Here is a 23,788-nt window from a genome sequence, read left to right as displayed (position 1 = left end):
TGCCATTTCCTACGGTTTTCTCAGGTCCAACCCAACGGTGAAGGAACGGCCTGGCATGCGGTACAGACCTGCCGCCGCACCAGGCAGGTCGCAGAAGGTATCGTATTGCGCATCTAACAGGTTCTCGGCCGCGGCAAAAACCCGCAACCAGGAAAATGCCTGCCATCCAGCGCGCAGGTCAAAGGTGCCGTAAGCAGGAATCGGTGAGCGGGAACTGTCCTGAGCATAGTAACGGCTGACGTGTTGAAAACCAAGCGTGAAGTCGAACCGGCTCAGGTTTGCACCAGCCTCAGCCGAAATCTTCAGTCCGGGTCGGGCCCGGGTATTGACGCCTGGGTCAAGAAAACTGATGCCCAGGCGACTGCGCAGGAACTGGTAGCGACCGTCAAGTGTCGCCTCCACACCCTTGAAGATGAAACCGCCCTTGTTCTGAAACTGCACCGGCGGTGGCGGATTGGGATTTGGCCCCAGTTCGATCAGGTCCTGGCCCTTGAGCATAAACCCGGCCAGGTCCGCACTTAGGAGCTCAGCCAGGGTCAGATTGGCGCCCACCTCGTAGTTCCACGCTATTTCCGGCCGCAGGTCCGGATTCTTGGGCGGGAAAACACTGGTGTAGTTGAGCGGGGCAAAACGGAACCCGCGGTTCACACTGGCCCGGCCGGTAAGACCAAAGCCAGTCTTTGCCACCAGACCAAGTCTGGGACAAACTGCTCCTCCAGAAATCTGGTCCTGGCTGTAGCGGATACCGGCATTGGCACTCAGAAATCCCAGGGTCTGTTCATCTTGAATGAACACATCCCACTGGTTGCGAGCCCAGGAAGGTTTGTTCGTGTCCGAAATGATGCGGGTGCCGGAAAGCCGCTTGTACTCAGCCCCGGCTTGTACCAGGTTGCCAAACCTAAGCTCTCGATGCGCATGCAGAATGGCACCATTGGTGTAGTCGGTGGAGTGCCAGCCGTCCTTAGGATCAAACTCGTGTTCGCCGAAGGTGCGGTATATTTTGGCAAAACCGTTGGCCGTCTGGGTGCGGAAATTGGCGGTCAGGTCCAGACCACCACGGTCGTACTGATTCCAACCTGTGGCAATAAGTGTATCCGGGTCGTTTGTCCGCTTCGGCTCGTGCTTCACGCCGGTAAAGTACTTGCCGGTGAAGTCAAATGATACAGCCGGCGACAATTCATAACCCGCGCGCAGCGAAAGGTCGTTGCCATTGTACTGCGAGTTAGGCAGGTGCCCGTCCGATTTGGCCTTGTCGAGAGAAAAGAGCACGTTGAGGTCTCCCTGCTGCGTGCCGGCAGCCAGGCGCGAGTGAATCGTGTTGAACGAACCGTATTCTACCCGACCGGAGATGTCGAGCGGCGAATATGCCCGGCGCGTGATGATATTCACCACTCCGCCCATGGCGTCTGAACCATAGAGCACAGACAGAGGCCCGCGCACCAGCTCAATCCTTTCGACGTTGTTCAGAGGCAATGTATGGGTGACTACACAGCCGTAAATGGGCATTTTCTCCGGTCGGCCATCAACCAGCACGGCAATTCGGCAACCCCGGTCACCTACACCGCGAATGTCCAGGTCTGTGCGACCGAACTGGCTTGTTCGTTGCACAAAGACCCCGGGCAGAGTGGCCAAGGCGTCGGTTACGGTACGGGCACCGCTCCTTCGTATCTCCTCGCCGGTCAACACCGAAACCGAAGCGGCCACATCGCGCACCTCACGCGCCACCCGCTCTGCGGTTACAACCACTTCATCAATGGGGAAAATGGGTGTTGCTACCGTATCTACAGGCCCGACAAGCAAAAGCAGTGATAGCACTAGACTCATCCTAGATCTCCTTTTCCTATCTCAGTTTCCTGTCGTTCCTACCTTCCGTGCTGCCGGCTTCGTTGCCCGGGGCAGAAAGCAACCTTTCCTTTCGCGCTACTCCCCTCGGGCAATAGCGCAACTTGTAACCTGTAACATGTAACGCTGTAACTCGCTCTACTTTCTCCCAGGCCTACCGTCGTTCTGCCCCCTTCTTGTGGGCAAGCGGACAGGCAGCAGGCAAGAGCGACAACCGGGCATGTCTGACTCCCCGCAATCCGGACAGGCGGTCGGCAAGTTCCCGCAGTCGACTGGCCCGGCCGCGCATGATCAGCACCTCCAGACAGGCGTTCCTGTCCAGATGCACATGGACACTGGAGACAACCTCGGTATGACGCTCGTGCTCCAGGTGCAGCAGCCGCTCCGCCAAGTCCGGCTGATCGTGACTGTAGATGAACGAAAGAACGCCAACCGCCGGACTAGGGCCAGATTCCAGCTCGGCCTCGGCCAACCGGGTCCGCACCATGTCCCGCACTGCCTTGGACCGGCAGGGAATACCAGTCCGCTCCAGCAGGCGGTCGAAGACACGAAGCAGCTCCGGCTCCATCGAGACGCCGAAACGTACGAGTTCCGGCTCTTTGCTACCGTTTCTGCGTGGCACGATTTCAGAAATTGTAGCACTGAAGCGCCGTCGGTCAAGCCTTTTTCGCCCGATGGCCGGCAAGCCGGCTGAGCGGATAGCCGCACAGCCAGAGGCCCAGAAAGCCTATCCGCCTCTGCTCCATTTCTCGCTACTCCCTGACCACGCAGTCTGCTCCGATAGGTTGACTGGTCGGAATTCGGCGTCTAGCATGGAACGGTGAATGTCGGCTGCGCCGCAACGTCAGCGCGCCGGGTGCTTGTTCTGGCAATTGGCGCGCATGGGTTTGTCGTCCAGGTTGTGCTCTTGCGGGAATTGCTTGCCGTTTTCGGTGGAAGCGAGGTTTCCGCGGTGCTACTCCTTGGGGCTTGGGTTGCGGGGGAAGCGATTGGCGCGTGGGCAACGGGAAGGTTGGTGACCGACGCACGGGCATTGCTGTCTGTGCTGGCATCGGTCTCGGCCATGGTCGGAGTCCTGGCCGTACCGGCGGTCGTACTTGGTCGGGTCCTGTTCCGAGCAGTAGCCGGTGAAAGCATGAGTATCGTCAGCATGGCTGCAGTCGCCGCTATTGTGGTTCTTCTTCCGGCTTTGGCTCATGGCGCGCTGTTCGTCCTGGGGACAGTGCTGCTGACCGATGGTAGTCCTGGTGCTGGTATCGGTAGTGGATACGTGTGGGAAGGCGCAGGCACGGCCTTGGCAGCGGTTCTGACCTGGCTGTTGTTTCTTGCCGGCCTGCCCGGAGTCAGGCTGGTTGCCGGGTTCGGGATACCGCTTGTGTTTCTTGCGGGGTTGACGGGGGGCTGGAGCGGAGGGGAAAGGGAGCAAGCAAGAAAGAAAGCAATGGTGATTGGAGCCTTGATGTGCGGACTGCTGGTTGCGGCGTTGGTGCTGGCTGGGACGATTGAGCGGCGGGGATGGGAGAGTATGTGGCCGGGCCAGCGAGTTGTGGAAGTAGAAGAGTCGCCCTACGGCAAGACAATAAGAATGGATCGCGAGGGGCAGACAACGATTCTCTACGACGGGATGATGTGGCACACCGTACCGGTGCAGGACCGTCTGTTTGTCGAAGAGCTCACATACCTGCCGTTACTTGTCAGCTCGATACCACGCCGGGTCTTGCTTGTGGGGGGCATTGGGCTTGTCACTGAGGTTATGCGTGCGCCGGTTGAGCGCCTCACACTGGTGCAGCTTGACCGAAAACCATTTGATGCCGCGCTTCGGGCAGACTCAGGATTGTACCGGGCCGTACATGACTCCAGGTTCAGGCTACAGTCCAGTGACCCGGTCCAGTTTCTGAATACGGCGAGCGATAGCTTCGACTGCATCATTGTTAGCGACTTGATGCCAGCCAGTCTGGCCGGGAGCAGGATTTTCTCAAGTGAGTTTTATCACTTGTGTCGGAGGCGACTGGTCCAGGATGGCGTACTTGCGCTACCGGGCCCTGGGAGTGCCGGTCAATTACTGCCTGAGACGCGGCACCTACTGGAACTTCGACTTGCAACCCTGAGGGCGGTTTTTCCTCACGTGGTCCTGGTACTGGCTGATTTTCCACTGTTCATTGCGTCAGGCCGGGAACTAGCCATTGCGCCGGAGACGCTGGCGTTGCGGCTGCGTTCGGCTGGGCTCGCACTCGGGGGGCTCAGCCCGGAGTATTTGGCGCGGCTACTTGATCCGTTCCGGCAGGAGCAGTTCCGTCGAGGCATTGCTCCGAGCCGAAGCGAGCGGTCCACCGCAACAAGACCGGCGGAGTTGTTCTGGGCAATGGTCGCACAGACCCGAAGCAGCTCGCCCTGGTTTAGTCAGGTGTACAAGACGGTCGGGAAGGTTCAGCCTATTCATCTTGCGATTTTGGCCGGACTAGTCTTCGCGGTGCTTATCGCCGGAGCCAAGCTCAGAAGAGTACGGTTCAGCCGCCCAGCTGGAGTTGCTACGTCGGGCTTCGCCGGCATGGTGATCACTACAGTGGCGGTGTTCGCCTACCAGATGCGGTTTGGTTCCCTATATTCGGGGGTCGGCCTGCTTCTTGCAAGTTTCATGGTCGGTTCGGTTGCGGGCGGGATAGTCGGTACGAGAGCGATTAGGGCTGGCTCAGGCCAGTTGCAGTTTCTGGTCGCAGAGATTGGGTTGATTGTGCTACCAGTCCTGCTGCTCGTGCTAGCTCGAATTGGACCGCGGGCCGGGTTTTTCGCCGTGCTACTTCTGGCCGGGGCCGCAGTGGGCATTCAGTTTCCGATTGCCGGCGCCAGGGCCGCTTCCGCTGGTTCCGGAGCCGGATTACTCCTCGGTTTGGACCTTGGTGGCGGGTTTGCTGGCGCGTTTGCCGCCGCGCTTGTACTCGTGCCGGTTGCGGGCCTGGATGCAGCCGGCGTTGCGGCCGTCGTGGTAAAGTCCACAAGTCTTGTCAGCCAGCTCTGCTGCCGGGCTTTTCACGATTGACAGAGGCCGATTCGAGTCATAGAATGCGCCGTGCTCAATAGCAGACGGTTCATACTACTGGCGGTCTTGGTTGTTTCGGCCGTAGCCCAGGAGGCGACATCGCCGCCGTCTGGAGCGGCGACAACCGGGATACCGACGCTGGTTGGTGTCGAGAGTCCGATTATTTCTGAAACTTACGTGCTGATGCCCGGGGACCGGCTACTAGTCACTGTCGTGGGCGGGGTAACCTACTCGTACGAGACATGGGTCACCTACGAGGGTAAGATGACGATCAACCTGCCACTGCCGGGTTCGCTGTCGGGTGACGCCAGCCAGTCAAGGCGGGAGGCCAGTAATCAGGTGGTGGATGCGGTGAGGGTCTCGGGGCTTACTTTGCAGCAGGCCCAGGATACCGTGACCAAGGAAATGCGGCGCTACTTTCGTTCGGTTCAAGCGAAGCTGACACTGCTCGGACTTCGATCCGGCATCGTTTTTGTTACCGGTGAAGTTCAGTATCCTGGTGCGTACAATGCCTCGCCGGTCGAACGTGTGTCGCAGGTTGTCGCCCGGGCCGGCGGGCTGTCGCCGCTGGGCTCGCGGACCAAGGTCAACGTCATTCGCGGTGGCCGGCTGAGTGCGATTGCCGACATCGAACGATTCGAGTCTAAGGGCGACCTGATGGCTAACCCGTTCGTCGAGTCTGGTGACGTCATCTATGTGCCGGCGGTTGAAGGCCTCGTAACGGTAAAGGGCGCAGTATTTGGCCGCGGCCAGTACCGGTTGCGGGCATCGGCCCTGACAACTGAAAAGGAGCGAATCAGCGAGGGTATCTACGAACTGGAGCCGGGTGACCGGGTGTTTGACATGATTCGCAAGGCGGGCGGCATTACTCCCTGGGCCGACCTTTCAAACACCTACATTGAGCGCGTGGTGATGGGCGGAAATGGCGCACGCAAGCGGCTACCGGTGGACCTGCAAAACATCATCTTCCAGGGTGACTCGACTCAAAACGTCGAGCTGATGAACTCAGACATACTTGTTGTGCCGCCGATAAACACCCTTGTCTATGTTGAAGGTGAAGTTGTTTCGCCCGGCCCTTACCTGTTCACGCCGAACCAGAAGGCGAGTGATTATATCGGCCAGGCTGGTGGGCCGAACAACTATGCTAATATGCGGGCGGCATACATCGAGCGCCGTGGTCACCGCATTTCGGCACGTACCGATCCGGTGGTCGAGCCTGGCGACAAGATCGTTCTTCCGCGCGTAAATCTACGGTTCTGGCAGGACTACGTGCAGATTGTCAGCGCCATCGGCATTCCGGTCGCTTCAATCGTAATATCAATCTGGGCCCTGAACCGCTGATAGGATACCCCCAGGATAGCAGGCTAGCCAGACAGTGCGTAGCCAGAAGGGGAGTGGTCCGACAAGAATTGGGCAGAGAGTTCTAGGTTTTCGCCCTTCGGCCTCTCCGGCTATTTGCCTAGTTGGCCTTCCAGCTATCGGACCAAGCACTGGGTGTGGCGGAGTGTGTCGGGTCTTAGATGTCCAGTTTCTTCAGCCGACGGGTGTGACGCCCACCTTCAAAGCCGGTCGCAAGCCAGACGCGGACAATCCGCAGCGCCTGGTTTCGGGTCAACGTGTCGCTACCCAGACATAGGACGTTGGCGTTGTTGTGGAGCCGGGACATGCGGGCAAGCCTGGTGTTGCAGCATAACGCCGCGCGTACGCCTTTGACCCGGTTTGCAGCCATTGACATGCCGATGCCAGTGCCGCACACGAGGATGCCGCGGTCTGATTTCCGCCGTGCCACGGACCGGGCGACCTTGAATGCGAAATCGGGGTAGTCGGTTCGCTCGGGGGTGTTGGTACCTAGGTCGGCGACGACGTGGCCGGCGCGCGCCAGACGATCCTTGAGTAGCTCTTTCAGACTGAAACCGCGGTGGTCTGAGCCGAGGGCGATTTTCATCTGTACGTTACACCGCCTGCGTCACGTGGGCATGCAGCGACACTACCGGACCGGAGTCAACCACTTGTATTTGTCTTCGACCTTGCCGTCAATCACCGCGAAGAACGCCTGCTGCAACTGTCTTGTGACCGGTCCGCACTTGCCAGAGCCGATTGTTATCTTGTCAACCGAGCGGATTGGCGTTACCTCAGCGGCTGAGCCGGTGAAGAACACTTCGTCTGCTATGTAGAGCATCTCGCGAAGCATCATCGTCTCGACAACCTGAAATCCAAGGTCCCGGGCCAGGGTGATAATAGTATTACGGGTGATGCCGGGTAGAATTGTCGCATGCAAAGGCGGCGTGTGAATTACGCCCTTGTGCACGATGAACAAGTTTTCGCCTGAGCCTTCGGACAGGAAGCCGTTCACGTCTAGGGCAATGCCCTCGACGAAGCCGTACTTGATAGCCTCCATCTTGATGAGCTGGGAATTCATGTAGTTGGCACAGGTCTTGGACATCGCCGGGAAGGTATTCGGCGCCATCCGGCTCCAGGATGAGACCATTACATCAACGCCCTGTTCGAGCGCCTCAGGGCCTAGATACTTACCCCAGTACCACGTGATGAGAGCGACATCAACTGGACAGGAGAACGGATTTACCCCAAGTTCCTTGTAGCCCCGATAGACGATTGGTCGGATATAGCATTCCTGGAGCTCGTTCTTCTTGACGAGCTCGATGCATGCCTGATTGACCTGTTCCTTGGTGAAAGGGATGTCCATGCGGTAGATTCTGGCTGAGTTGAAGAGTCGTTCGGTATGATCAGCGAGACGGAAGATGGCCGGCCCCGTTGGGGTCTTGTAGCAGCGGATTCCTTCGAACACGCCGGTGCCGTAATGGATGACGTGCGAGCAGATGTGAATTCGGGCGTCCTCCCAAGGCACATACTTTCCATTCATCCAGATGTACTTCGACTTTGTTTCCTCAAGGCCCATTTTACCTCCTGTTGCTGTGTATCACGGCACTGTGTTGTACAGGTCCGTAGTATGCCGAGCCCTGGACGGAATCGCTGCCACAATCCGACAAGGGCGTGGAACGTAACGCGTGTTGCATCAAGCGCCGTTGAGTGGCGGCGAAGGGAATCGAACCCCTGACACGCAGATTATGATTCTGCTGCTCTACCAATTGAGCTACGCCGCCCGGACGGTCATTGTAGCCGGCGGTTCACCCCTGTCAACCAGCCGTGCGTTGGGGGGGTATCCTCGTGACCGGGCGCGTACCGGCGATTTGCCACGGTTTATTGTCTATATAAGCTATATATACCTTTTCCCTTGACACGGTCGAGGGGTAGACTAGAATCCGACCATGGACGCAATAATACGGCTCCAGACGCTAGGTCTGAGCTTGAACGAAGCGCGGGTCTATGCGGCGCTGCTACGCATCAGACACGCGACGGTCAGTGACCTTGTCAAAGCAGCCCACATCCACCGGCCCAACGTGTACGCAGCGCTGAAGCGGCTTGCCGAGCGTGGGTTCGTGACGCACGCTGAAGGTCAGGTCGGGATGTTTGCGGCCGCACCGCCGGACGTTGTCTTTGATGCGACCGTACGCCGGACTCACCGGTTGCTTCACACACAACAGGAGTCGGTAAAGATGCTGCAGCAAGCGTACCGGCGCCGGGCTGATAACAACCGTCCGTTGCCGTTTATCGAAGTGCGCCGGGCCGCGGCCGAGGAACCGGGGGCTGGCTACTGGGACCGGCTCAAGCATATTGAACAGGCGCGGCGGGAAGTGCTGTTTGTGCGCGGTCGGCATCCCAGATATCTTCCAGCGGACAAACTGAAACTTTTCCGAAACAGGGCGTGTCGGGTCGAGATCGGGGCGATTCGGCGCAGGGTACGGTGCCGAAGCATGTATCTGGCGGAAGCGGTCGCCGACCCGGAGGAACGCCGGTATGCACTGGCGCTGATCAAGGCCGGTGAGGAGTCACGGGTGGTTGACCGGCTGCCGACAACATTCGTCGTGGTTGATCGGCAGGTGACCTGGGTGAGACCGGAGAATTCCCACGAAAAAGGGGTTCTGTTCAAAGTAAACGATGCAGCGGTCGGTGAGGTTTTTGCCCGCGCGTTCGAGTCGCTGTGGGCCGAAGGTGAGGATGCGGCGCGCTACCTTGAGCGAATAGAGCCAAATGGCGGGAGCAAGGACCGTTCCTTCGAAAACCCGCACAGCAAAGACTGGGAAACTAAGAAAAGGAGAAGAAGGAATGCGTAGGTTGGCGGTTGGAATCGTCTTGTTTTTTCTGACTGTGCCTGTAGTCGGCCAGATAACGTGGAATCTGGCAACACCGGCGGCGCCATGGGCGCCGCGGGAGTTGCACGCCAGCGTTGCTTTTGACAACTCGATGTGGGTTCTGTACGGCCGGGGCGCAGATGCGAAAGACGTTTGGAGTTCGAAGGACGGCACAAATTGGACCCAGGCGGCGTCAACACCGGGGTATGGCAACGACCAAGTAGCGCTTGACTATGACGGCAAGATGTGGCTTCTCGGCGGATACAAGGACGGTAACTACACCAGCGACGTGCTCTATTCTACTGACGGCGAAACATGGATAAAGGTGAACACAAACCAGCCCATGTGGACATCCCGAATTGGGCACCGGGCCCTTGTCTATGACGGCAAGATGTGGGTCTTGGGAGGGTTCCAGTACCCTGGTTACGACCCGTTGAATGACGTCTGGTATTCAACCGACGGTGCAACATGGACGCTGGCCACACCTGCGGCCCAGTGGCCGCCAAGGTTCTGGCACTCCGCAGCCGTGCACGATGGCAAGATGTGGGTGCTCGGCGGATGTAACCCGGATGACCTGAATGATGTGTGGTATTCGACTAACGGCCTGAACTGGACACAGGCGACGTCAGCGGCTGGATGGTCGGCGCGGCATTTGCACACAAGCGTAGGTTTTGATGGGAAGCTTTGGGTATTAGGCGGTTATGACGGCTCGCACCGAAACGACGTATGGTATTCCACGGACGGCGCGTACTGGACTGAAATGCCCCGCTCAACACCAATGTGGAGCCAACGGTGCAGCCATACCACAATCGTTTACGATAGCAAGATTTGGGTCATGGGTGGACAGATAGCACACAATAACTTCCTGAACGATGTCTGGTGGACGTCAGGTTCGGGCGGGGTCGAGGAAGAGGCAGAGAGCCTCCTGCTACCATGGTTGGAGGTCAGCCCGAATCCGGTGACGGGCGAAGTTACTACGGTCAAGGTTCAAGGGTTCAAAGGATCAAGGGTTCAGGGGGCGAACCTACGTGTATTTGACGCTGCGGGCAGGTGCGTTCTTGTCCATTTATTGGCCATTGGAGAGTGGTCATCAGGAATTCCGCTGGACATCCGCCGACTGTCCAGCGGCATCTATCTTGCACGACTGGAAGCGTCGGAGTTCAGCGTCGCGCAGAGAATAGTGGTCAGCCGGCTGCGCTGAGTGGATATGAGCAGAACTTGTTTTGCGGTCGCACTGGTACTGATCGGCGGGCTTGTGCCCACCTTCGGCCAGATGGTGTGGCATCAGGCAACGCCGGCAGCGGCGTGGCCGGCGCGTGAACTGCACACTGCGGTTGTGTTCCAGGATACGCTCTGGGTCATCTACGGGCGACAGGGTACCGCGACCAAGGACGTCTGGCGCTCAGCTGACGGCGCGGACTGGACGTTGGTCAGTGCTGCCCCTGGGTATCGGAACGATCATGCCTCGGTTGTGTTTGACAACAAAGTGTGGGTACTCGGCGGATATGACACCGGTAACTACAAGAACGACGTCTGGTATTCCTCGGACGGCGTAACCTGGGTCAAGCTTACTACCGGCTCGCCAATGTGGACGCCGAGAATCGGGCACGAAGCAGTGGTTTTCAACGGCAAGATGTGGGTTCTGGGTGGATTTGTTTATCCTGGTAACACCGGTTCGAACGACGTCTGGTATTCTTCGGATGGCGTCAACTGGGTTCTGGCTGGCAATGCGGGCTGGTCTCCTCGGTTCTGGCACGCCGCGGTCGTTCACAATGGCAAGATATGGGTGATGGCCGGGTACGATGGAACGGACCGTAACGACGTGTGGTGCTCTTCGGACGGCGTGAACTGGACTCAGGTTACAGCCGCGGCTAACTGGACTCCGCGACATCTCTCCACGCTTGTCAGCTTTGACAACAAGCTGTGGCTAATGGGCGGGTATCGCGATCCGTCTCACAACAACGAAGTCTGGTACTCATCGGACGGTGAAAACTGGACCCAGGCAACAACCGGCGTGCCGATGTGGGAGGCTCGTCAGGCCCACGTTTCGGTTGTGCACGATGGCAAGATATGGGTGATGGGTGGCCAGCGCGGACACAATAACTTCCTCAATGACGTCTGGTATTCCACCGGACTTACGGCTCTGGAAGAGCCAGGGTCGTCTGGCGCTGCTCCGGGTGGTGTTTTTGTCCTGAGCCCCAATCCGGCAACGAGCGGGTCCGTAACGCTGAAGATTCAAGGAATCAAAGAATCGAGAAGCAGCGCGGTGAACGTGCGAGTGTTCGACGCATCGGGTCGGTGCATCATTTCCTATCAGCCGGCAGCGGCTAACTGGGAACTGGGTACCAAGCTGGACCTGCGGAAGGTTCCAGCTGGCGTGTATCTGGCGAGAGTGGATGTTGACAGTCGGAGTGCGACTCAGAAGCTGGTGGTGCGCTAGAGGTGAGTAACGAAAGGTCGTTTATGATGAAGCTAGTACTTGGCGAGGGGAAACTTGTGGTCATTGTATTGCTGGCTTGCTTGATTACCACCATCGGATTTGCCCAAGAGGAACTCATCAGGAACGGCGGGTTTGAGACCGGGGACCTGAGTGAATGGGACTGGTTCGGTTTTTCCACCTGGGGCGGCGGCGCGCGGCGGGGTCTGTATTACGCGTGTTCAGAGGCCGACGACGGCTACATCGAACAACGGTTTGCCGCTACGTCGGTTGACGACATAATCGAGGCTTCGATGTGGGCCTATATGTGGTATCAGAACGGCGGGTCAGGCCCAGTGCAGGTGCGGTTCTACTATTCGGACAGCAGTACCAGTCAGACGAGCTTTGTGGCCGATGAGGACTGGACATACTCCGGGAACCTGAAGAGTACGATGTCTCTGGGCAAGAAGCTCTGCGGCATACGCATCACCAATATCTCAGGCGAGCCTTATGCGACGAACATAGACGAAGTCTCGGTGAAGTACACCGGGACCGGAGTCAAAGAAGGTCACTTTCTACCGCAAGCGCCACGGAGTAAGCCGGGGCCGACGGTCGTGCGCGGAAGCCTGCTGCTGCCATCGGTATTGTTCTCTTCATACGCACTGCTTGGTTCAGACGGCCGGAAAGTGATGGACCTCGCGCCAGGTGAGAATGATACGAGGTACCTGTCGTCGGGTGTGTACTACGCAACGCCAACCAGTAGGGATTGCGGTGACGGAATACTGAAAGTGATAGTGATCAGGTAGGAATGTGGGAGATATGAGAGGAGATGCGAAGATGGCAGCAAGAGCAAGAGGAAAGACGGTCTTGTGGGCTGCTGTCCTACTGGTTTTCGGCCTTGGTCTACCAACGTGGGTTTGGGCCGAACAGGGCATCCGACCGAACAAACATGCCGGAGCGCGGAGAGTTATCAATCGAATCGTTGTCCGGCCAGCTATCTTGCCGGGTGTCGACTGGGAGCCTTACGAAAGGCTGACCAGCGCGCCGGGCCATTCCTGGATTTCGAGCGGGGGTGAGCGCTGTCTGGCTGTGTCGGGCGACACACTGCACGCGGTCTGGTACGATGAACGTACCGGCAACGACGAAGTGTACTACAAGCGTTCTACTGACGGTGGTACAACCTGGGGGCCAGACGTACAGCTCACGTTTGACTCTGCCTATCAGGCGATGCCGACGGTGGCAGTTTCTGGCTTGGTGGTACACGTGTTCTGGACCGATGAACGGAATAAGCCGGGCCGAATCCGTGAGGCTGACATCTATTACCGGCGCTCAACCGATGGAGGCGAGACATGGCAGCCGGAAACGCTGCTTTGCACCAACCCAGCCGGCGAATATGGAGGATGGCACCCGTGCGCGGCGTGCCGTGGCGACACCGTGCACCTGGTCTGGGAAGACGACCGGAACGGCGACGACCTGATTCATTACAAGCGTTCTACCGACCGAGGTCAGACTTGGACCCAGGATCGGGCAATTGCGAGCGATATGGGAGCTTGGCTCTCGACGATTGCCGTGTGGGGAAAGAACCTGCACGTCGTGTGGGAGAACTTCAATAGTCTGCGGGTATGGTACCGGCGTTCGACCGATGGCGGAAACACCTGGCAGCCCCAAGTCAGTTTTCCGACCGAGACGGTGTCCTATGCGCCGTGTGTTGACGTTTCCCATGACACAGTCCATGTCGTCTATTCTGACGGCAGCCAGACCAACTTCGATCAGTTGTACTACCGCCGCTCGATTGACAACGGAGTAACCTGGGAGCCGGAGACCTGTCTGACGCAGGATAGCGATTTCACTTGGTCAGCCGATGTTGCTGTGTCGGGCAAAAATGTGCATGTCGTGCGGTTGCTAATGGACCTCTACCACATATGGTATCACCGCTCGACCGATGGCGGCGTGACTTGGGAACCGGGAGTCGAGGTATCGGACTATTTCCGGATGCAGTGCATGGACCACGCGGTCGCGGTCAGCGACACCACGGTGCACGTACTCTTTGATGGGATGATACCGGAGAGCACAGGCTTCTACGAGATATACTACCGGCGCAACCGCGGTGGCAATCCGGTTGCGATGCGTTCCCAGTCGGCCTTGATACCTGTTGCCGAGTTGGGGATCCACATTGTGCCGAACCCGGTTACGTCCGACCAGGCAATGCTTCGACTTGCCGGACAGTGGGTTGAACGAAATGGCGGCACTATACGCGTATTCGACGCTGCGGGCAGGTGCGTTCTTGTCCGCAACATTCCCCGCACCCTTCTGGAAGGCGGAGGGAACAGGAGGAGTGAGGACTGGTCATTGGGTGTCACGCTAGACCTTCGGAGGTTGAGCGCGGGCGTGTATCTGGTTCGGTTCGAAACTAAAGACGCGATTGCGACCGGCCGAATGGCAGTTGTAAGAAGTTTGAAAGAACCCTGAATCAAAGGAGGCAGCAATGGCACGACACAAGACTGTCATTGGAATAGAACTACTGGTTCTCTGCTGGACAGCGGCACTGGCCGCTGTACCTGGCACCACGGTCCAGAATTGGGGTTTCCTTCCGAAAGGAACCGAGATAGTCGGGCTGCGGACTGAGCGCTCCCGTCACTATTCGAATGGCGACGGGACAATAACGACCGAGACATACGCATATCCAATTCACCGACAAGATGAGCACGGCAACTGGGTTGAAGTTGACGAGATCGAGGTTGGCAGTTCGGCGGAACAGATGACCGACGGTAGTGGCATTGCCTACCCTTACAACGTCCAGTATGCAACCGGCTGGGTGGACTACTGGGGTGCTGTAAAAAACGGCCCGCTGATGCAGATTTCCGGCGGCGGCAGCAACTCCTACTACGGCTGGGCCAAGTTCGACCTGAGTAACCTGCCGGAAGGGGTTGACATCACCTCGGCGATACTGTACTACTGCATATCCTCCGGAACATCGGCGGAAGAATCAGAATGGCACCTGATGGACGTGGACCCGGTCACGGCTAGCGCCGAGGACGTATGGTCCTCCATCGATGAGGGACCGGCGATTACTGCCGCCTGCGAGGAACCTACACGCGCCAGCGGTGGCGACGATGTGAACTGGGTAGCCAGACCCCTGAACTCGGTAGGGGTGGCGGCGATAGAAAGCAATCTCACTAGCGATTGGGTGGCCTTCGGCTGGTACTACACAAGTTCGGCAAACTACCGGGCCGCCTATGGTTACACCGGCGGTTCTTACAGACCTTACTTGCGAGTGTTCTGGGTTTCCGATATCTCCGCTTCGCCGCAAGCGTCGCTCAACAGCGCTTACTGGACTGGCTGGACGACCGCTTCCACCAAGACCGACGATATCATCTACTACTACAGCACTAACTCGGTCGGGTGGGCAAAGTTCGACCTTTCCGCGGTGCCAGACGGCGCGACCGTAAACTCGGTATCCCTGAACTACTATCTTTTCTCCGGGACGACATCATCCAGCAGCATATGGACTGCCATCTCGCCCAGCTTTGACCCGGTTTCTGCATCCGCATATGACCTCCAACAAGCCATCATCAACGGTGACGTGGTGTCGCCCTCGGCTACCGAATCTCCTGCGCCCGCGTGGTCGGCGAGGGATTTGAACTCGACCGGTGTTGGTGCAGTTCAGGCCGCGCTCAGCCGGAACTGGGTGGCGTTCGGCATAAAGAGGGGTACGGGCGGTACTGCGGCTCGGTACATCTATGGCTGGAAGAGAACTGCTCCGTATCTGGTAATCAACTACACGGCAACGCAGCCGCACGACGTGGGTGCAGTCGGGATAACAACTCCGGCCAATGGTTCAGAGTACAACTTCGGCGACCCGATTACGCCGGTTGCGACGATTTCCAACTTCACCTCGACCAGCGAGCCGACCGTGCCGGTGACACTCCGCATCTACAACTCCAGCGGCACCCAGGTCTGGAGCGACCAGAAGACGCCGAGTCTTGACCCGCTCCAAGCCGGCAAGGCGGTGAACTTCAGCCAGGTGAACGTCACACTCTACGCTGGCACCTACACCGTGACGTGCAGCACCGAACTCAGTACTGACCAGGTGAAGACTAACGACAAGTACCCGAGTACCGGTACCCACAGCTTCACGGTGAAGAACCTGAGGCCCAGTATCACAAGCATAGACCCGTCTGAGAAGAATGCGGGCGAACCTGGGTTCACGCTGACTGTTACCGGCACGAACTTCGTTCCAACAACCGGGTTCGGCCCAGGCTCGGTCGTGCGGTTCAACGGCTCGCCCAGGGCTACGGAGTACAAGAGCAATACCAGGCTGGAGGCGACGATACTGGCCTCGGACCTTGAAGTCGCAGGTGAGTTCCCGATTACTGTGTTCAACGCGGCGCCTGGGGGTGGGGAGTCTGATCCGAAGATGTTCACGGTGAAGAATCTGGTGCCCACGATTACTGACATTGACCCGGATGAGAAGAATGTTGGTGAGCCAGGGTTTACACTGGCCGTTGCCGGCACGAACTTTGTACCAACAACTGCCTTCGGCCCAGGCTCGGTTGTGCGGTTCAACGGTTCGGACAGGGGAACGACCTGGAAAAGTGCGACCGAACTCGAGGCGGTAATACCGGCCGGGGACCTGCTTGTTGCGGGTGAGTACCCAATCACCGTGTTCAATCCGAGTCCGGGTGGTGGTGAGTCAGACCCGGTGATGTTCACGGTGAAGAACCTGGTGCCCACGATTACTGACATTGACCCGGATGAGAAGAACGTCGGCGACCCAGGGTTTACAATGACCGTTACCGGCACGAACTTCGTTCCAACAACCGGGTTCGGCCCAGGCTCGGTCGTGCGGTTCAACGGCTCGGACAGGGGAACGACCTGGAAGAGTGCGACTGAACTTGAAGCGGCAATACCGGCCGGGGACCTGCTTGTTGCGGGTGAGTACCCAATCACCGTGTTCAATCCGAATCCAGGCGGTGGCGAATCCAATCCCGCGACGTTCACGGTCCGGTCACCGATACCTGAGCCAAAGGACTTCAATCTGACCAAGCCAGCCGACTTGGCCTTACGCCAGCCAGTGACCGGAATCAAATTTGAGTGGGAAGACGCAAGTCCTGATTACACGTTGACCTATGAAGTGTACCTTACCGAGTCGCCCGCAAATCCGCGGGAAGGTTCTCCAGTGAAGACCGGGCTTACAGACAACACCTGGACCTACGACCTTGCGGCCCTGAAGTACGGCACGGCCTACAAGTGGGACGTGAAGGCAATTACTGCAACCGACGGTGAAAAATGGAGCTCGAACGGGCCGTTTACTTTCTCGACAAGGCAGGAGGGACCCTCCTGGCCTCCGGGCTGGGTGGAGGTGAAGTCGGTGCCGCACGAAACAGGGGCAAAGGGTGTGAAGGATGGTGCCTTTGTAATCGAGGGGGGGGCGGCAACCGATGGACGCAAGGTCTTGTACGTTGCCAAGGGTAACAAGATGGTTGACTTCTACCGGTACGAGCCAGAGGACGACACGTTCTTTGTCTTGGAGACGATTCCGTCTTACGAGGGCGGCCGCAGGAAACCGCCCTCTAAGGGCTGCGCCGCAGTGTTTGGCGATGGCTATGTCTATATGGTCAAGGGCAATAATACGCTCGGGTTCTGGCGGTACAACGTTACCACCAACACTTGGGACTCGCTTGCAAACGTGCCGCTCGGCAAGTACGGCAAGAAGGTGAAGGGGGGAACCGACATGGTGTATGCCAAGAAGCAGCACGATACCGGCTATGTGTATCTGTTGAAGGGTGGCAAGACCGAGTTCTACCGCTACAATGTGCTGGCCGGCCGCTGGGATACGTTGGATGAGGCACCTTATGGTGTCGCCAAGCAGAAGTACGACAAAGGCTCGTTCCTTGTTTACCACAAGAGGGGCCAGGCCGTGTCCGAGATATATTGCCACCAGGCAAAGTATTACGATAAGACACAGGAGAACCCACACCATTGCATGTTCCGTTATGACGTACTGACCCAGAGGTGGACTGACACGCTCAAGGGGATGCCGGTATCAGGCTGGCACAGCGGCAGGCCGGACAAGAAGAAGAAGTCAAAGGACGGAGCAGGCGGCGCTTGGTTTCGCGACAATCTGTACGCCTTGAAGGGTGGCAATACACAGCAGTTTTTCCGTTACTTTCCGGATGGCGACAGTTGGCAGGAGCTGGACACGATGCCGGGCAACGGTTCGACCGGCAAGAAGAAGTATGTGAAGGCCGGAGGGGACATTGCAGGGTATCGAGACTTGGCCCTGTTTGCCTTGAAGGGGAACAAGACCTTTGAGTTCTGGCGCTGGGTCGAAGCCCCGGCACGCTACACCCGGCGCAATACACTCTACGCCGGAGTGCAGGCAGACAAGGCGGTGGCGGGCGGGACGCAGCTTACAGTGAGCCCTAATCCGATTGCGAACGGCCGGGCGATACTTAGGCTGAGTGGTCAGGAACCCAGGTGGCCAGGGGGTTGGGTGCGCGTGTTTGACGCGGCAGGCCGGTGCGTTCTCGGCCAACGGGTGACCGACACTCGGTTGCCAATCGTGCTGGACCTGAGGCAGTTTGCGGCCGGCGTCTACCTGGTAAGGTTGGACGCAACCGGACTACCCCAAACGCAGAAGCTGGTGGTAGAGAAGTAACGACGCCATGAGTACAGTGGCACGCGATGTAAGAGATACGGCAACGCGCTGGCGGCTGTTCGTACCATTGAGACAGTCCTGGATGCCAGATAGATGTTCAGGTCTATACGGCTGTTGTCTCGGCAATGGTGCAGGGGCGGCCGCGCTGCAATCGCGGGAGGTAAGATGAAGTTGACTGCTTTGTGTCCCGTGTTCGTCGTTGTTCTTTTGACTACGCCGGCCGTCGGTCAGTGGGAACCGGCCCGCAGGCTGACATTTCACGACAGCACCGGGTATCTCTCGAACAGCACGCAGTTCCCGATTGCCGCGGTCGGAGATACTCTGCATCTGGTGTGGTGGGACTACAAGACCGGCAATGGCGACTTGTATTACATCCGTTCGTTTGATAACGGCACGACTTGGGAGCCGGAGCGGTGTATTGTGAACGACCCTTTTTGGCAGGGCTATCCTTCGCTGCTGGCGATTGGTGACACACTGCATCTTGTCTGGACCGACGAGCGTAACATGTCGGGTCGGCTGCGGGAGTCGGACATTTACTACATGCGCTCAACCGACGGGGGAACAACCTGGGGAGAGCAGACACGGCTTACCTTTGCCACTACCGGTGAGCTGGGCGCCTACTTTCCTGTTATGGTTGCGAGCGGCTGCACGTTGCATCTGGTGTTTCACGACGATCGAGCCGGTCTAGCCGGGGATGACAACGTGTTCTACCGGCGGTCATTAGACGGTGGCCGGACTTGGGGCCAGGAGTTGGCCATCGGTATCAACACAGGCGACTGGTGTCCGACGATTGCCGTATCGGGCCGGTTTGTACACGTTGCCTGGGAGAACTATTGGCAAGAGCGGGTGACATACCGGCGTTCAACCAACGGCGGCAAGGACTGGCTTCCGGAATACGAGTTTCCGACACCAGACAAAGCTGACTCACCCTGTATTGCGGCCGAAGGACAGAATGTCCATCTGGCCTACGTTGATGGCCGGGATAACTTCTCCCAGTTCTACTACTTTCGTTCGACGAACAACGGCGCAACTTGGGCCCCGGAGCGGCAGATATCAAACGACCAGGCGCACACGTGGAGCGTGAATCTGTGGGCTTCGGGTCAGTACCTGCATGCCGTCAGAATGGACATGATAATGTATGTGACCCACTATACCCGTTCTACTGACCGGGGGCTGACTTGGGAACCGGACTTCGTCGTTTCCTGCGAATCGGCCATCCATACCCATCACTATCATGTCATCACTTCGCGCAATACTGTGCACGTGGTTCACGACGGCTATCCACTGGGTGGCCATATCTATAACCAGGAGATATATCATCGGCGCAATACCAGCGGCAACGTCGGAATGTTCGACATTGCGCACCTGTCGCCAGCGACCCCGAAGCCGCTGGTGGTGCCAAGCGTATTCCGTACGCACGGGGTTTTGCCGGGCCGTGAGCAGGGACTGGTGTCGGTTTTCGACCCGGCCGGCAACAGGGTGGCGGTACAGCGCGGAGACCAGATTGGGAAGGGGCTTGGGGCCGGAGTATATCTGGTCTGTCCTGTGGATTCGACTTCTCCGGCTTGCCGGGTAGTCAAACTGGAATAGCGTCGTAAGCTGTTGGCTGGAGCAGCGCAGCTTCCAGGGGTTAGAACTTCGGATTCCCTGTCCGGAACCGTCGCAAACTCGAGCTTCTGGACAACTTGCTCATGCTCGAAAGCCGGAGTGGCAACCTGTCGGAGCAGGCTGGTCGGAAAGGGAGTGGTCAGGCTTGGAGCAGGCGGAAAGGCTTTCTGGCCGCTGGAGCGATGGTCGAGAACTGCTTGACAGTTGGAGCCGGGGTCTTAGCATGTAGTAGCTCAGGGGTAGAGCTCTGGCTTCCCAAGCCCATGCGGGTACTTGGAAAGCACGTAGACTCCTAAGCTGAGGTCGTTGAGGACTACAATTGGTGTGCGGCCATAGCTCAGGGGTAGAGCTCTGGCTTCCCAAGCCAGCTACACGGGTTCGAATCCCGTTGGCCGCTTATGTCGGGTATAGTCCTCAGCATTGAGGACATAGCGGAGGTTGGAATGAAGTCTACTGTGATTTTGATGTTAGTAGTCGGGATCACTCTTGTTTCTGCCGACACGCTGGACTTCAGTCGTCAGGCTGTTTACGTGACGATGCTCGAACGGCAGAACTTGGGGTCGTTTGCTCATGGAAATCTGACCGCACGAGTGCTCGAGGTGCTTGGTCGGGCAAGTTATGACCGGGACATCACGGTCAGAGAATTCCTGACCAGTCATCCCCGTGAGGCATTGCGGCTTGAGCGCATGACGCTTCCAGTCATTCAGGGCGAAACTAGATTTGGCTCAGATGGCTCGGTCTCAACCGACTACAGAGTTCCGCTGACTGGCAGCATCATGGTCCAGATCTTGCCAAAGACAGGCGGAGGCCGACTCTTGGGCCGGGTCGCCTGTCCATGCTGCGGTCAGGAGTGGCCAGAGGGGGTGGATGTTCCTGAGGGCGTCGAGCTGGTCCCGTATGAAACTGGAACAGATCCCGGGTACACCGGTATTCTCATTGATGGCCGAGGGCTCGGTTACAAGCCGGCGCTATTCCCGCGCGTCGTGAATGAGAAGGACTTGGAGGTGTATGGCCCGGGGTTTGTTGAGGAAAAAGAGCTTGCCGTAAGCGGCATGGTAGCCTACTACCAGAGCCGGACCGAGGCACTGGCCAGCGAACGTATCGGCGCGAATCCGCTGGCCGTGAGGGCAATAGGTGTTACCGGCACAAATGCCTGCGACTTTGTAGTTTCGGCCCATGACGCGGCAAAAATTCACGGCTCAAAGGCTAATCTTGAGCTTCTTGCCAAATGCCGGGTCGGTTTCCTCGTGGACTAGGCGAGACCTTGCCGCGCCAAGCAGACCTTTGTCATTGGTCGTTCTCCTGAGATGCCCTGGTACGGGTTTCTTCACCCGATTTTGGCCGTGGCGACGATGATTTACGGCATCATCACGGCCCAGACTAGCGTCCGCCGACTTACCGACTGGGACTTCCCATTACGCCGGCAACGGGTTCGCAGTACCGTGTTCTTTCTTCTATGCGTTGCCAATATGGTGCTCGGGTTTATCGTGGCGCTGGTACTGCGTGTGCAGAGCAAGATGCCAGCGCTGAGCTTCCATGTGCCGCTGGCCATTACTACCGTAATCCTGGCGCTTGCCGCCAGCCTGGTGACCTTTGGTCAGCCCAAAACACCAGGTGAATTGCCGCCGGTCATGCGACTTCATCCGTGGCTACTTGTTGTGGCGGTCGTCGCAATCATGACGATGGGGTTCCTTGGGCTTCTGACAGTACTCGGGATCTGACCACCGAAATCAAACCCGGTTGACACTGAGTTCGGGATTGCTGAAATCGGTACGCTCACCGGTGGCTGCAAGCCGCTGGCGGTCAGCCATGGGCTCGCTGGTTGGTGCGCTCCGCCGCGCTTACCGACAGGCTGATGCGCCGGTGAAGAAGATGCCAAGCCAAGGCCCGTTCCGAATACTAATTTCCGCGGTGCTCTCGACCCGGACTCAGGACCCGGTTACATCAGCGGCTAGTGCCCGGCTGCTTCGCGCGGCTCCAGGACCCGAAGAACTGAGCAAACTTCGGCCAGTCCAAATCGAGAAGCTTATCTACCCGGTAGGATTCTACCGGGTGAAAGCACGGCAGCTTTGTGCGATTGGTCGGCTGCTGGTCCGATGCGGGCAAGGCGAGGTGCCGCGCACTATGGATGAGCTCCTGCAGTTGCCCGGGGTCGGCCGCAAGGTTGCAAACATCGTACTGTCAAGAGGTTTCGGGGTTCCGGCAATAGCGGTAGATGCTCATGTACACCGCATATCGAACCGGCTCGGCCTGGTGCGCACGAGAACGCCGGAACAGACCGAAAGGCAGCTTGAGGTAGTGTTGCCCAGGCGGCACTGGATTGAGTGGAATTGCCTTCTCGTTGCTTTGGGCCAGACAATCTGCCGGCCTCAGCATCCCCGATGCTCGGTCTGCCCGGTCAAGCGCTGGTGCTGCCGAATCGGGGTTGCCGACGACAGTTAGGCCAGCTCCAGTTCCCTCTCCTTCGACGGGGAAGGAAAATGGTGATGGTGAAGACTAGTCCTGCGTGCGACTTGCGCAGGAATCAGGGGCCTGCGGGGCTGCCTCGGCGGCGCGGTGTCCAGAAGTCCTGTCTGACAACGCGGTAGGCTGGGTGGTATGCAGTCGCATACACCCTTGAGTGATGAACGGGCGGGTAGTTCTCTTTGGCTCCGGCTTCGGCCATTTCTTCAAGCCAGACTACCTGGTCAGGTATGTTTCTTCCACACCAGGCGACCGCTTCAGACAGACGTCGGTTCGTCATTTGCAGGTCAGGCTTGACTATCAGGCATGTCTGCACGACGGCATGGGTCAGGCGCAAGATAGCGTCGGTGTCTCTGCGCAACCAGGCAAGATTGACGCGGATGAGCCTTCCGTCCGGGTCAAGTGGCTCGGTTTCTTCGGAAGCAGAGCCTCGCGATGACAGCCGTACAAGCTCTTCTTCAAGTCCTCGACGTACATCGGCATGCATTCGGGCCTGAGCCGACTCTGACGCCCGGCCGTGAACAAGCGATTGACCGTCTGTGTCCATTAGGAGATGTCCGGGTCCGAATACGCCCTGATGAACAAGTTTGTAGATATCCGATGCCTGGAGCAGGGGATAGCGGGCAAAATGCCAGTCAAGGACGGCTGATAGCGTTGCCACTACGGTCGTATTCTGCGGCTAGTCCTGGCCCTTGAGCGCCTTGCCGACCAGGTCAACGATTTCCATGCCCAACCCCATGAGCGCACCGACCTTGAGTCCGGCAACCGTCTGCCGCAAGACTGGAGCGAGGTGTAGTGCCGCGTGTGCCCTTATCAAGAAGGCGACCATGCCGATGCCGTATCCCAGACCGACAAACAGGGCCATGATGATGAATTTGCCAATTGGGATACGTTCCAGAGACTTGAATGTGAAGCCGGAAGCCGTGAACGCAATCCCGACCGGCAGAGCCCAGAGCGCGGCGATGATTGCTGACTCTGCACGAAGGGGCGGATCAAGTGCAACCTGGCCAAGGAACATGAGCACGATCATCATGATGCAATAGCCCAGGCCCCGGAGTCGGGCTGCGGCATAGACCAGCGAGCCGGAGAACCCGACGACCAGAAACCGTACAAGGATGCTGCCGTGGCGAAAGAACGGCCGGCCGATGACCCAGTATCCGGCCAGAACGGCAGCGCCGATGCCAAGCAGGATATACAGAATCGTCAGCAGGGTCTCGCGGGTGTTTTTCTTCATGAAATATGTTCTCTGGTTGGGCCGGAAAGTCAAGCCGGGTATTGGTGCCGTGGCCAGACAATCGGCTAGGCACGACGGTCGGTGATGCCAATTCCTGTCCATGGTGCACAACGCCAGTGTTATCCGCAAGTTGGGGCGAAACTCAAGGCCGACAATTCAAGGGTAGGGGTCGCCGGGTAGGCGGCCAAGCCCGGGGTCTTAGCTTGAGTCTGCCCGCAGGCCTCTGCGCGGGTGGGACTGAAGCCCCTGCACCGTAGTAGCTTGCCGGGTCAGTTCTCTTGTACGTACCCAGGCGGCTACAGAAGCGCGTTATTGG

18 protein-coding genes and 2 tRNA genes are annotated in these 23,788 nt (G+C 58.2%); 13 read left to right on the top strand and 7 right to left on the bottom strand.

The window, feature by feature from the left end; all coding sequences use genetic code 11:
- Positions 1-9 precede the first annotated feature (9 nt).
- The gene (locus ABIL25_00300; protein MEO0080720.1) at positions 10-1,824 is read right to left on the bottom strand and encodes a TonB-dependent receptor; all 1,815 of its coding nucleotides are present in this window, start codon (positions 1,822-1,824) and stop codon (positions 10-12) included.
- 172 nt (positions 1,825-1,996) lie between these two features.
- Positions 1,997-2,464, bottom strand: coding sequence for a nickel-responsive transcriptional regulator NikR (gene nikR / locus ABIL25_00295; protein ID MEO0080719.1), 468 nt, complete (start codon positions 2,462-2,464; stop codon positions 1,997-1,999).
- Positions 2,465-2,662: 198 nt separating this feature from the next.
- Between nikR and ABIL25_00290 the strand changes: the two genes are divergently transcribed.
- Together ABIL25_00290 and ABIL25_00285 are read left to right on the top strand one after the other, a co-directional pair.
- Positions 2,663-4,879 carry a hypothetical protein gene (locus ABIL25_00290; protein ID MEO0080718.1) on the top strand — a complete coding sequence of 739 codons (2,217 nt, stop codon included), beginning with the start codon at positions 2,663-2,665 and terminating at the stop codon, positions 4,877-4,879.
- A gap of 30 nt (positions 4,880-4,909) precedes the next feature.
- A complete protein-coding gene (locus ABIL25_00285) occupies positions 4,910-6,220 on the top strand; it encodes an SLBB domain-containing protein (protein MEO0080717.1) in 1,311 nt (436 codons plus the stop codon).
- Between the two features lie 175 nt (positions 6,221-6,395).
- Here ABIL25_00285 and rpiB read toward each other — a convergent pair whose 3' ends face one another.
- The 3 genes from rpiB to ABIL25_00270 all read right to left on the bottom strand — a co-directional run bounded on the left by rpiB (position 6,396) and on the right by ABIL25_00270 (position 8,001).
- The gene (gene rpiB, locus ABIL25_00280; protein MEO0080716.1) at positions 6,396-6,824 is read right to left on the bottom strand and encodes a ribose 5-phosphate isomerase B; all 429 of its coding nucleotides are present in this window, start codon (positions 6,822-6,824) and stop codon (positions 6,396-6,398) included.
- Between the two features lie 42 nt (positions 6,825-6,866).
- A complete protein-coding gene (locus tag ABIL25_00275; GenBank protein ID MEO0080715.1) occupies positions 6,867-7,796 on the bottom strand; it encodes a branched-chain amino acid transaminase in 930 nt (309 codons plus the stop codon).
- 132 nt (positions 7,797-7,928) lie between these two features.
- Positions 7,929-8,001: transfer RNA gene (locus ABIL25_00270), tRNA-Met, on the bottom strand.
- A gap of 165 nt (positions 8,002-8,166) precedes the next feature.
- On the opposite strand from ABIL25_00270, the gene ABIL25_00265 reads away from it, so the two are divergent.
- The 11 genes from ABIL25_00265 to nth all read left to right on the top strand — a co-directional run bounded on the left by ABIL25_00265 (position 8,167) and on the right by nth (position 22,217).
- Entirely contained in the window at positions 8,167-9,072 is a 906-nt protein-coding gene (locus ABIL25_00265; GenBank protein ID MEO0080714.1) for a helix-turn-helix domain-containing protein, read from the top strand.
- Positions 9,065-10,291 (top strand): T9SS type A sorting domain-containing protein, encoded by a 1,227-nt coding sequence (locus tag ABIL25_00260; GenBank protein ID MEO0080713.1) that lies wholly within the window; start codon positions 9,065-9,067, stop codon positions 10,289-10,291. Before ABIL25_00265 ends, ABIL25_00260 begins: the two co-directional genes overlap by 8 nt.
- A gap of 6 nt (positions 10,292-10,297) precedes the next feature.
- Entirely contained in the window at positions 10,298-11,530 is a 1,233-nt protein-coding gene (locus ABIL25_00255) for a T9SS type A sorting domain-containing protein (GenBank protein ID MEO0080712.1), read from the top strand.
- Between the two features lie 26 nt (positions 11,531-11,556).
- Positions 11,557-12,312 (top strand): hypothetical protein, encoded by a 756-nt coding sequence (locus ABIL25_00250; protein MEO0080711.1) that lies wholly within the window; start codon positions 11,557-11,559, stop codon positions 12,310-12,312.
- Between the two features lie 31 nt (positions 12,313-12,343).
- A complete protein-coding gene (locus ABIL25_00245) occupies positions 12,344-13,975 on the top strand; it encodes a hypothetical protein (protein ID MEO0080710.1) in 1,632 nt (543 codons plus the stop codon).
- A gap of 16 nt (positions 13,976-13,991) precedes the next feature.
- Positions 13,992-18,167, top strand: coding sequence for a T9SS type A sorting domain-containing protein (locus ABIL25_00240; GenBank protein ID MEO0080709.1), 4,176 nt, complete (start codon positions 13,992-13,994; stop codon positions 18,165-18,167).
- Positions 18,168-18,332: 165 nt separating this feature from the next.
- Positions 18,333-19,757, top strand: a complete 1,425-nt coding sequence (locus ABIL25_00235) for a sialidase family protein (GenBank protein ID MEO0080708.1) — start codon at positions 18,333-18,335, stop codon at positions 19,755-19,757.
- 344 nt (positions 19,758-20,101) lie between these two features.
- A tRNA-Gly gene (locus ABIL25_00230) sits at positions 20,102-20,172 on the top strand.
- A gap of 46 nt (positions 20,173-20,218) precedes the next feature.
- Positions 20,219-21,031: a hypothetical protein gene (locus tag ABIL25_00225; GenBank protein ID MEO0080707.1), complete on the top strand. Its 813-nt coding sequence runs from the start codon at positions 20,219-20,221 to the stop codon at positions 21,029-21,031.
- A gap of 87 nt (positions 21,032-21,118) precedes the next feature.
- Positions 21,119-21,496, top strand: a complete 378-nt coding sequence (locus ABIL25_00220; GenBank protein MEO0080706.1) for a hypothetical protein — start codon at positions 21,119-21,121, stop codon at positions 21,494-21,496.
- A gap of 37 nt (positions 21,497-21,533) precedes the next feature.
- A complete protein-coding gene (nth, locus tag ABIL25_00215) occupies positions 21,534-22,217 on the top strand; it encodes an endonuclease III (GenBank protein ID MEO0080705.1) in 684 nt (227 codons plus the stop codon).
- Positions 22,218-22,299: 82 nt separating this feature from the next.
- Here nth and ABIL25_00210 read toward each other — a convergent pair whose 3' ends face one another.
- Both ABIL25_00210 and ABIL25_00205 read right to left on the bottom strand, forming a co-directional pair.
- Positions 22,300-22,899, bottom strand: coding sequence for a hypothetical protein (locus ABIL25_00210; GenBank protein ID MEO0080704.1), 600 nt, complete (start codon positions 22,897-22,899; stop codon positions 22,300-22,302).
- 18 nt (positions 22,900-22,917) lie between these two features.
- Positions 22,918-23,472, bottom strand: a complete 555-nt coding sequence (locus tag ABIL25_00205; GenBank protein ID MEO0080703.1) for a hypothetical protein — start codon at positions 23,470-23,472, stop codon at positions 22,918-22,920.
- Positions 23,473-23,788 lie beyond the last annotated feature (316 nt).

The organism is candidate division WOR-3 bacterium (assembly GCA_039801365.1).
Classification (GTDB): Bacteria; Hydrothermota; Tepidihabitantia; order Tepidihabitantales; family Tepidihabitantaceae; genus JBDRUN01.
Note: the sequence above shows the minus strand (reverse complement) of the source record. Positions and strands in the feature narration are given on the sequence as shown.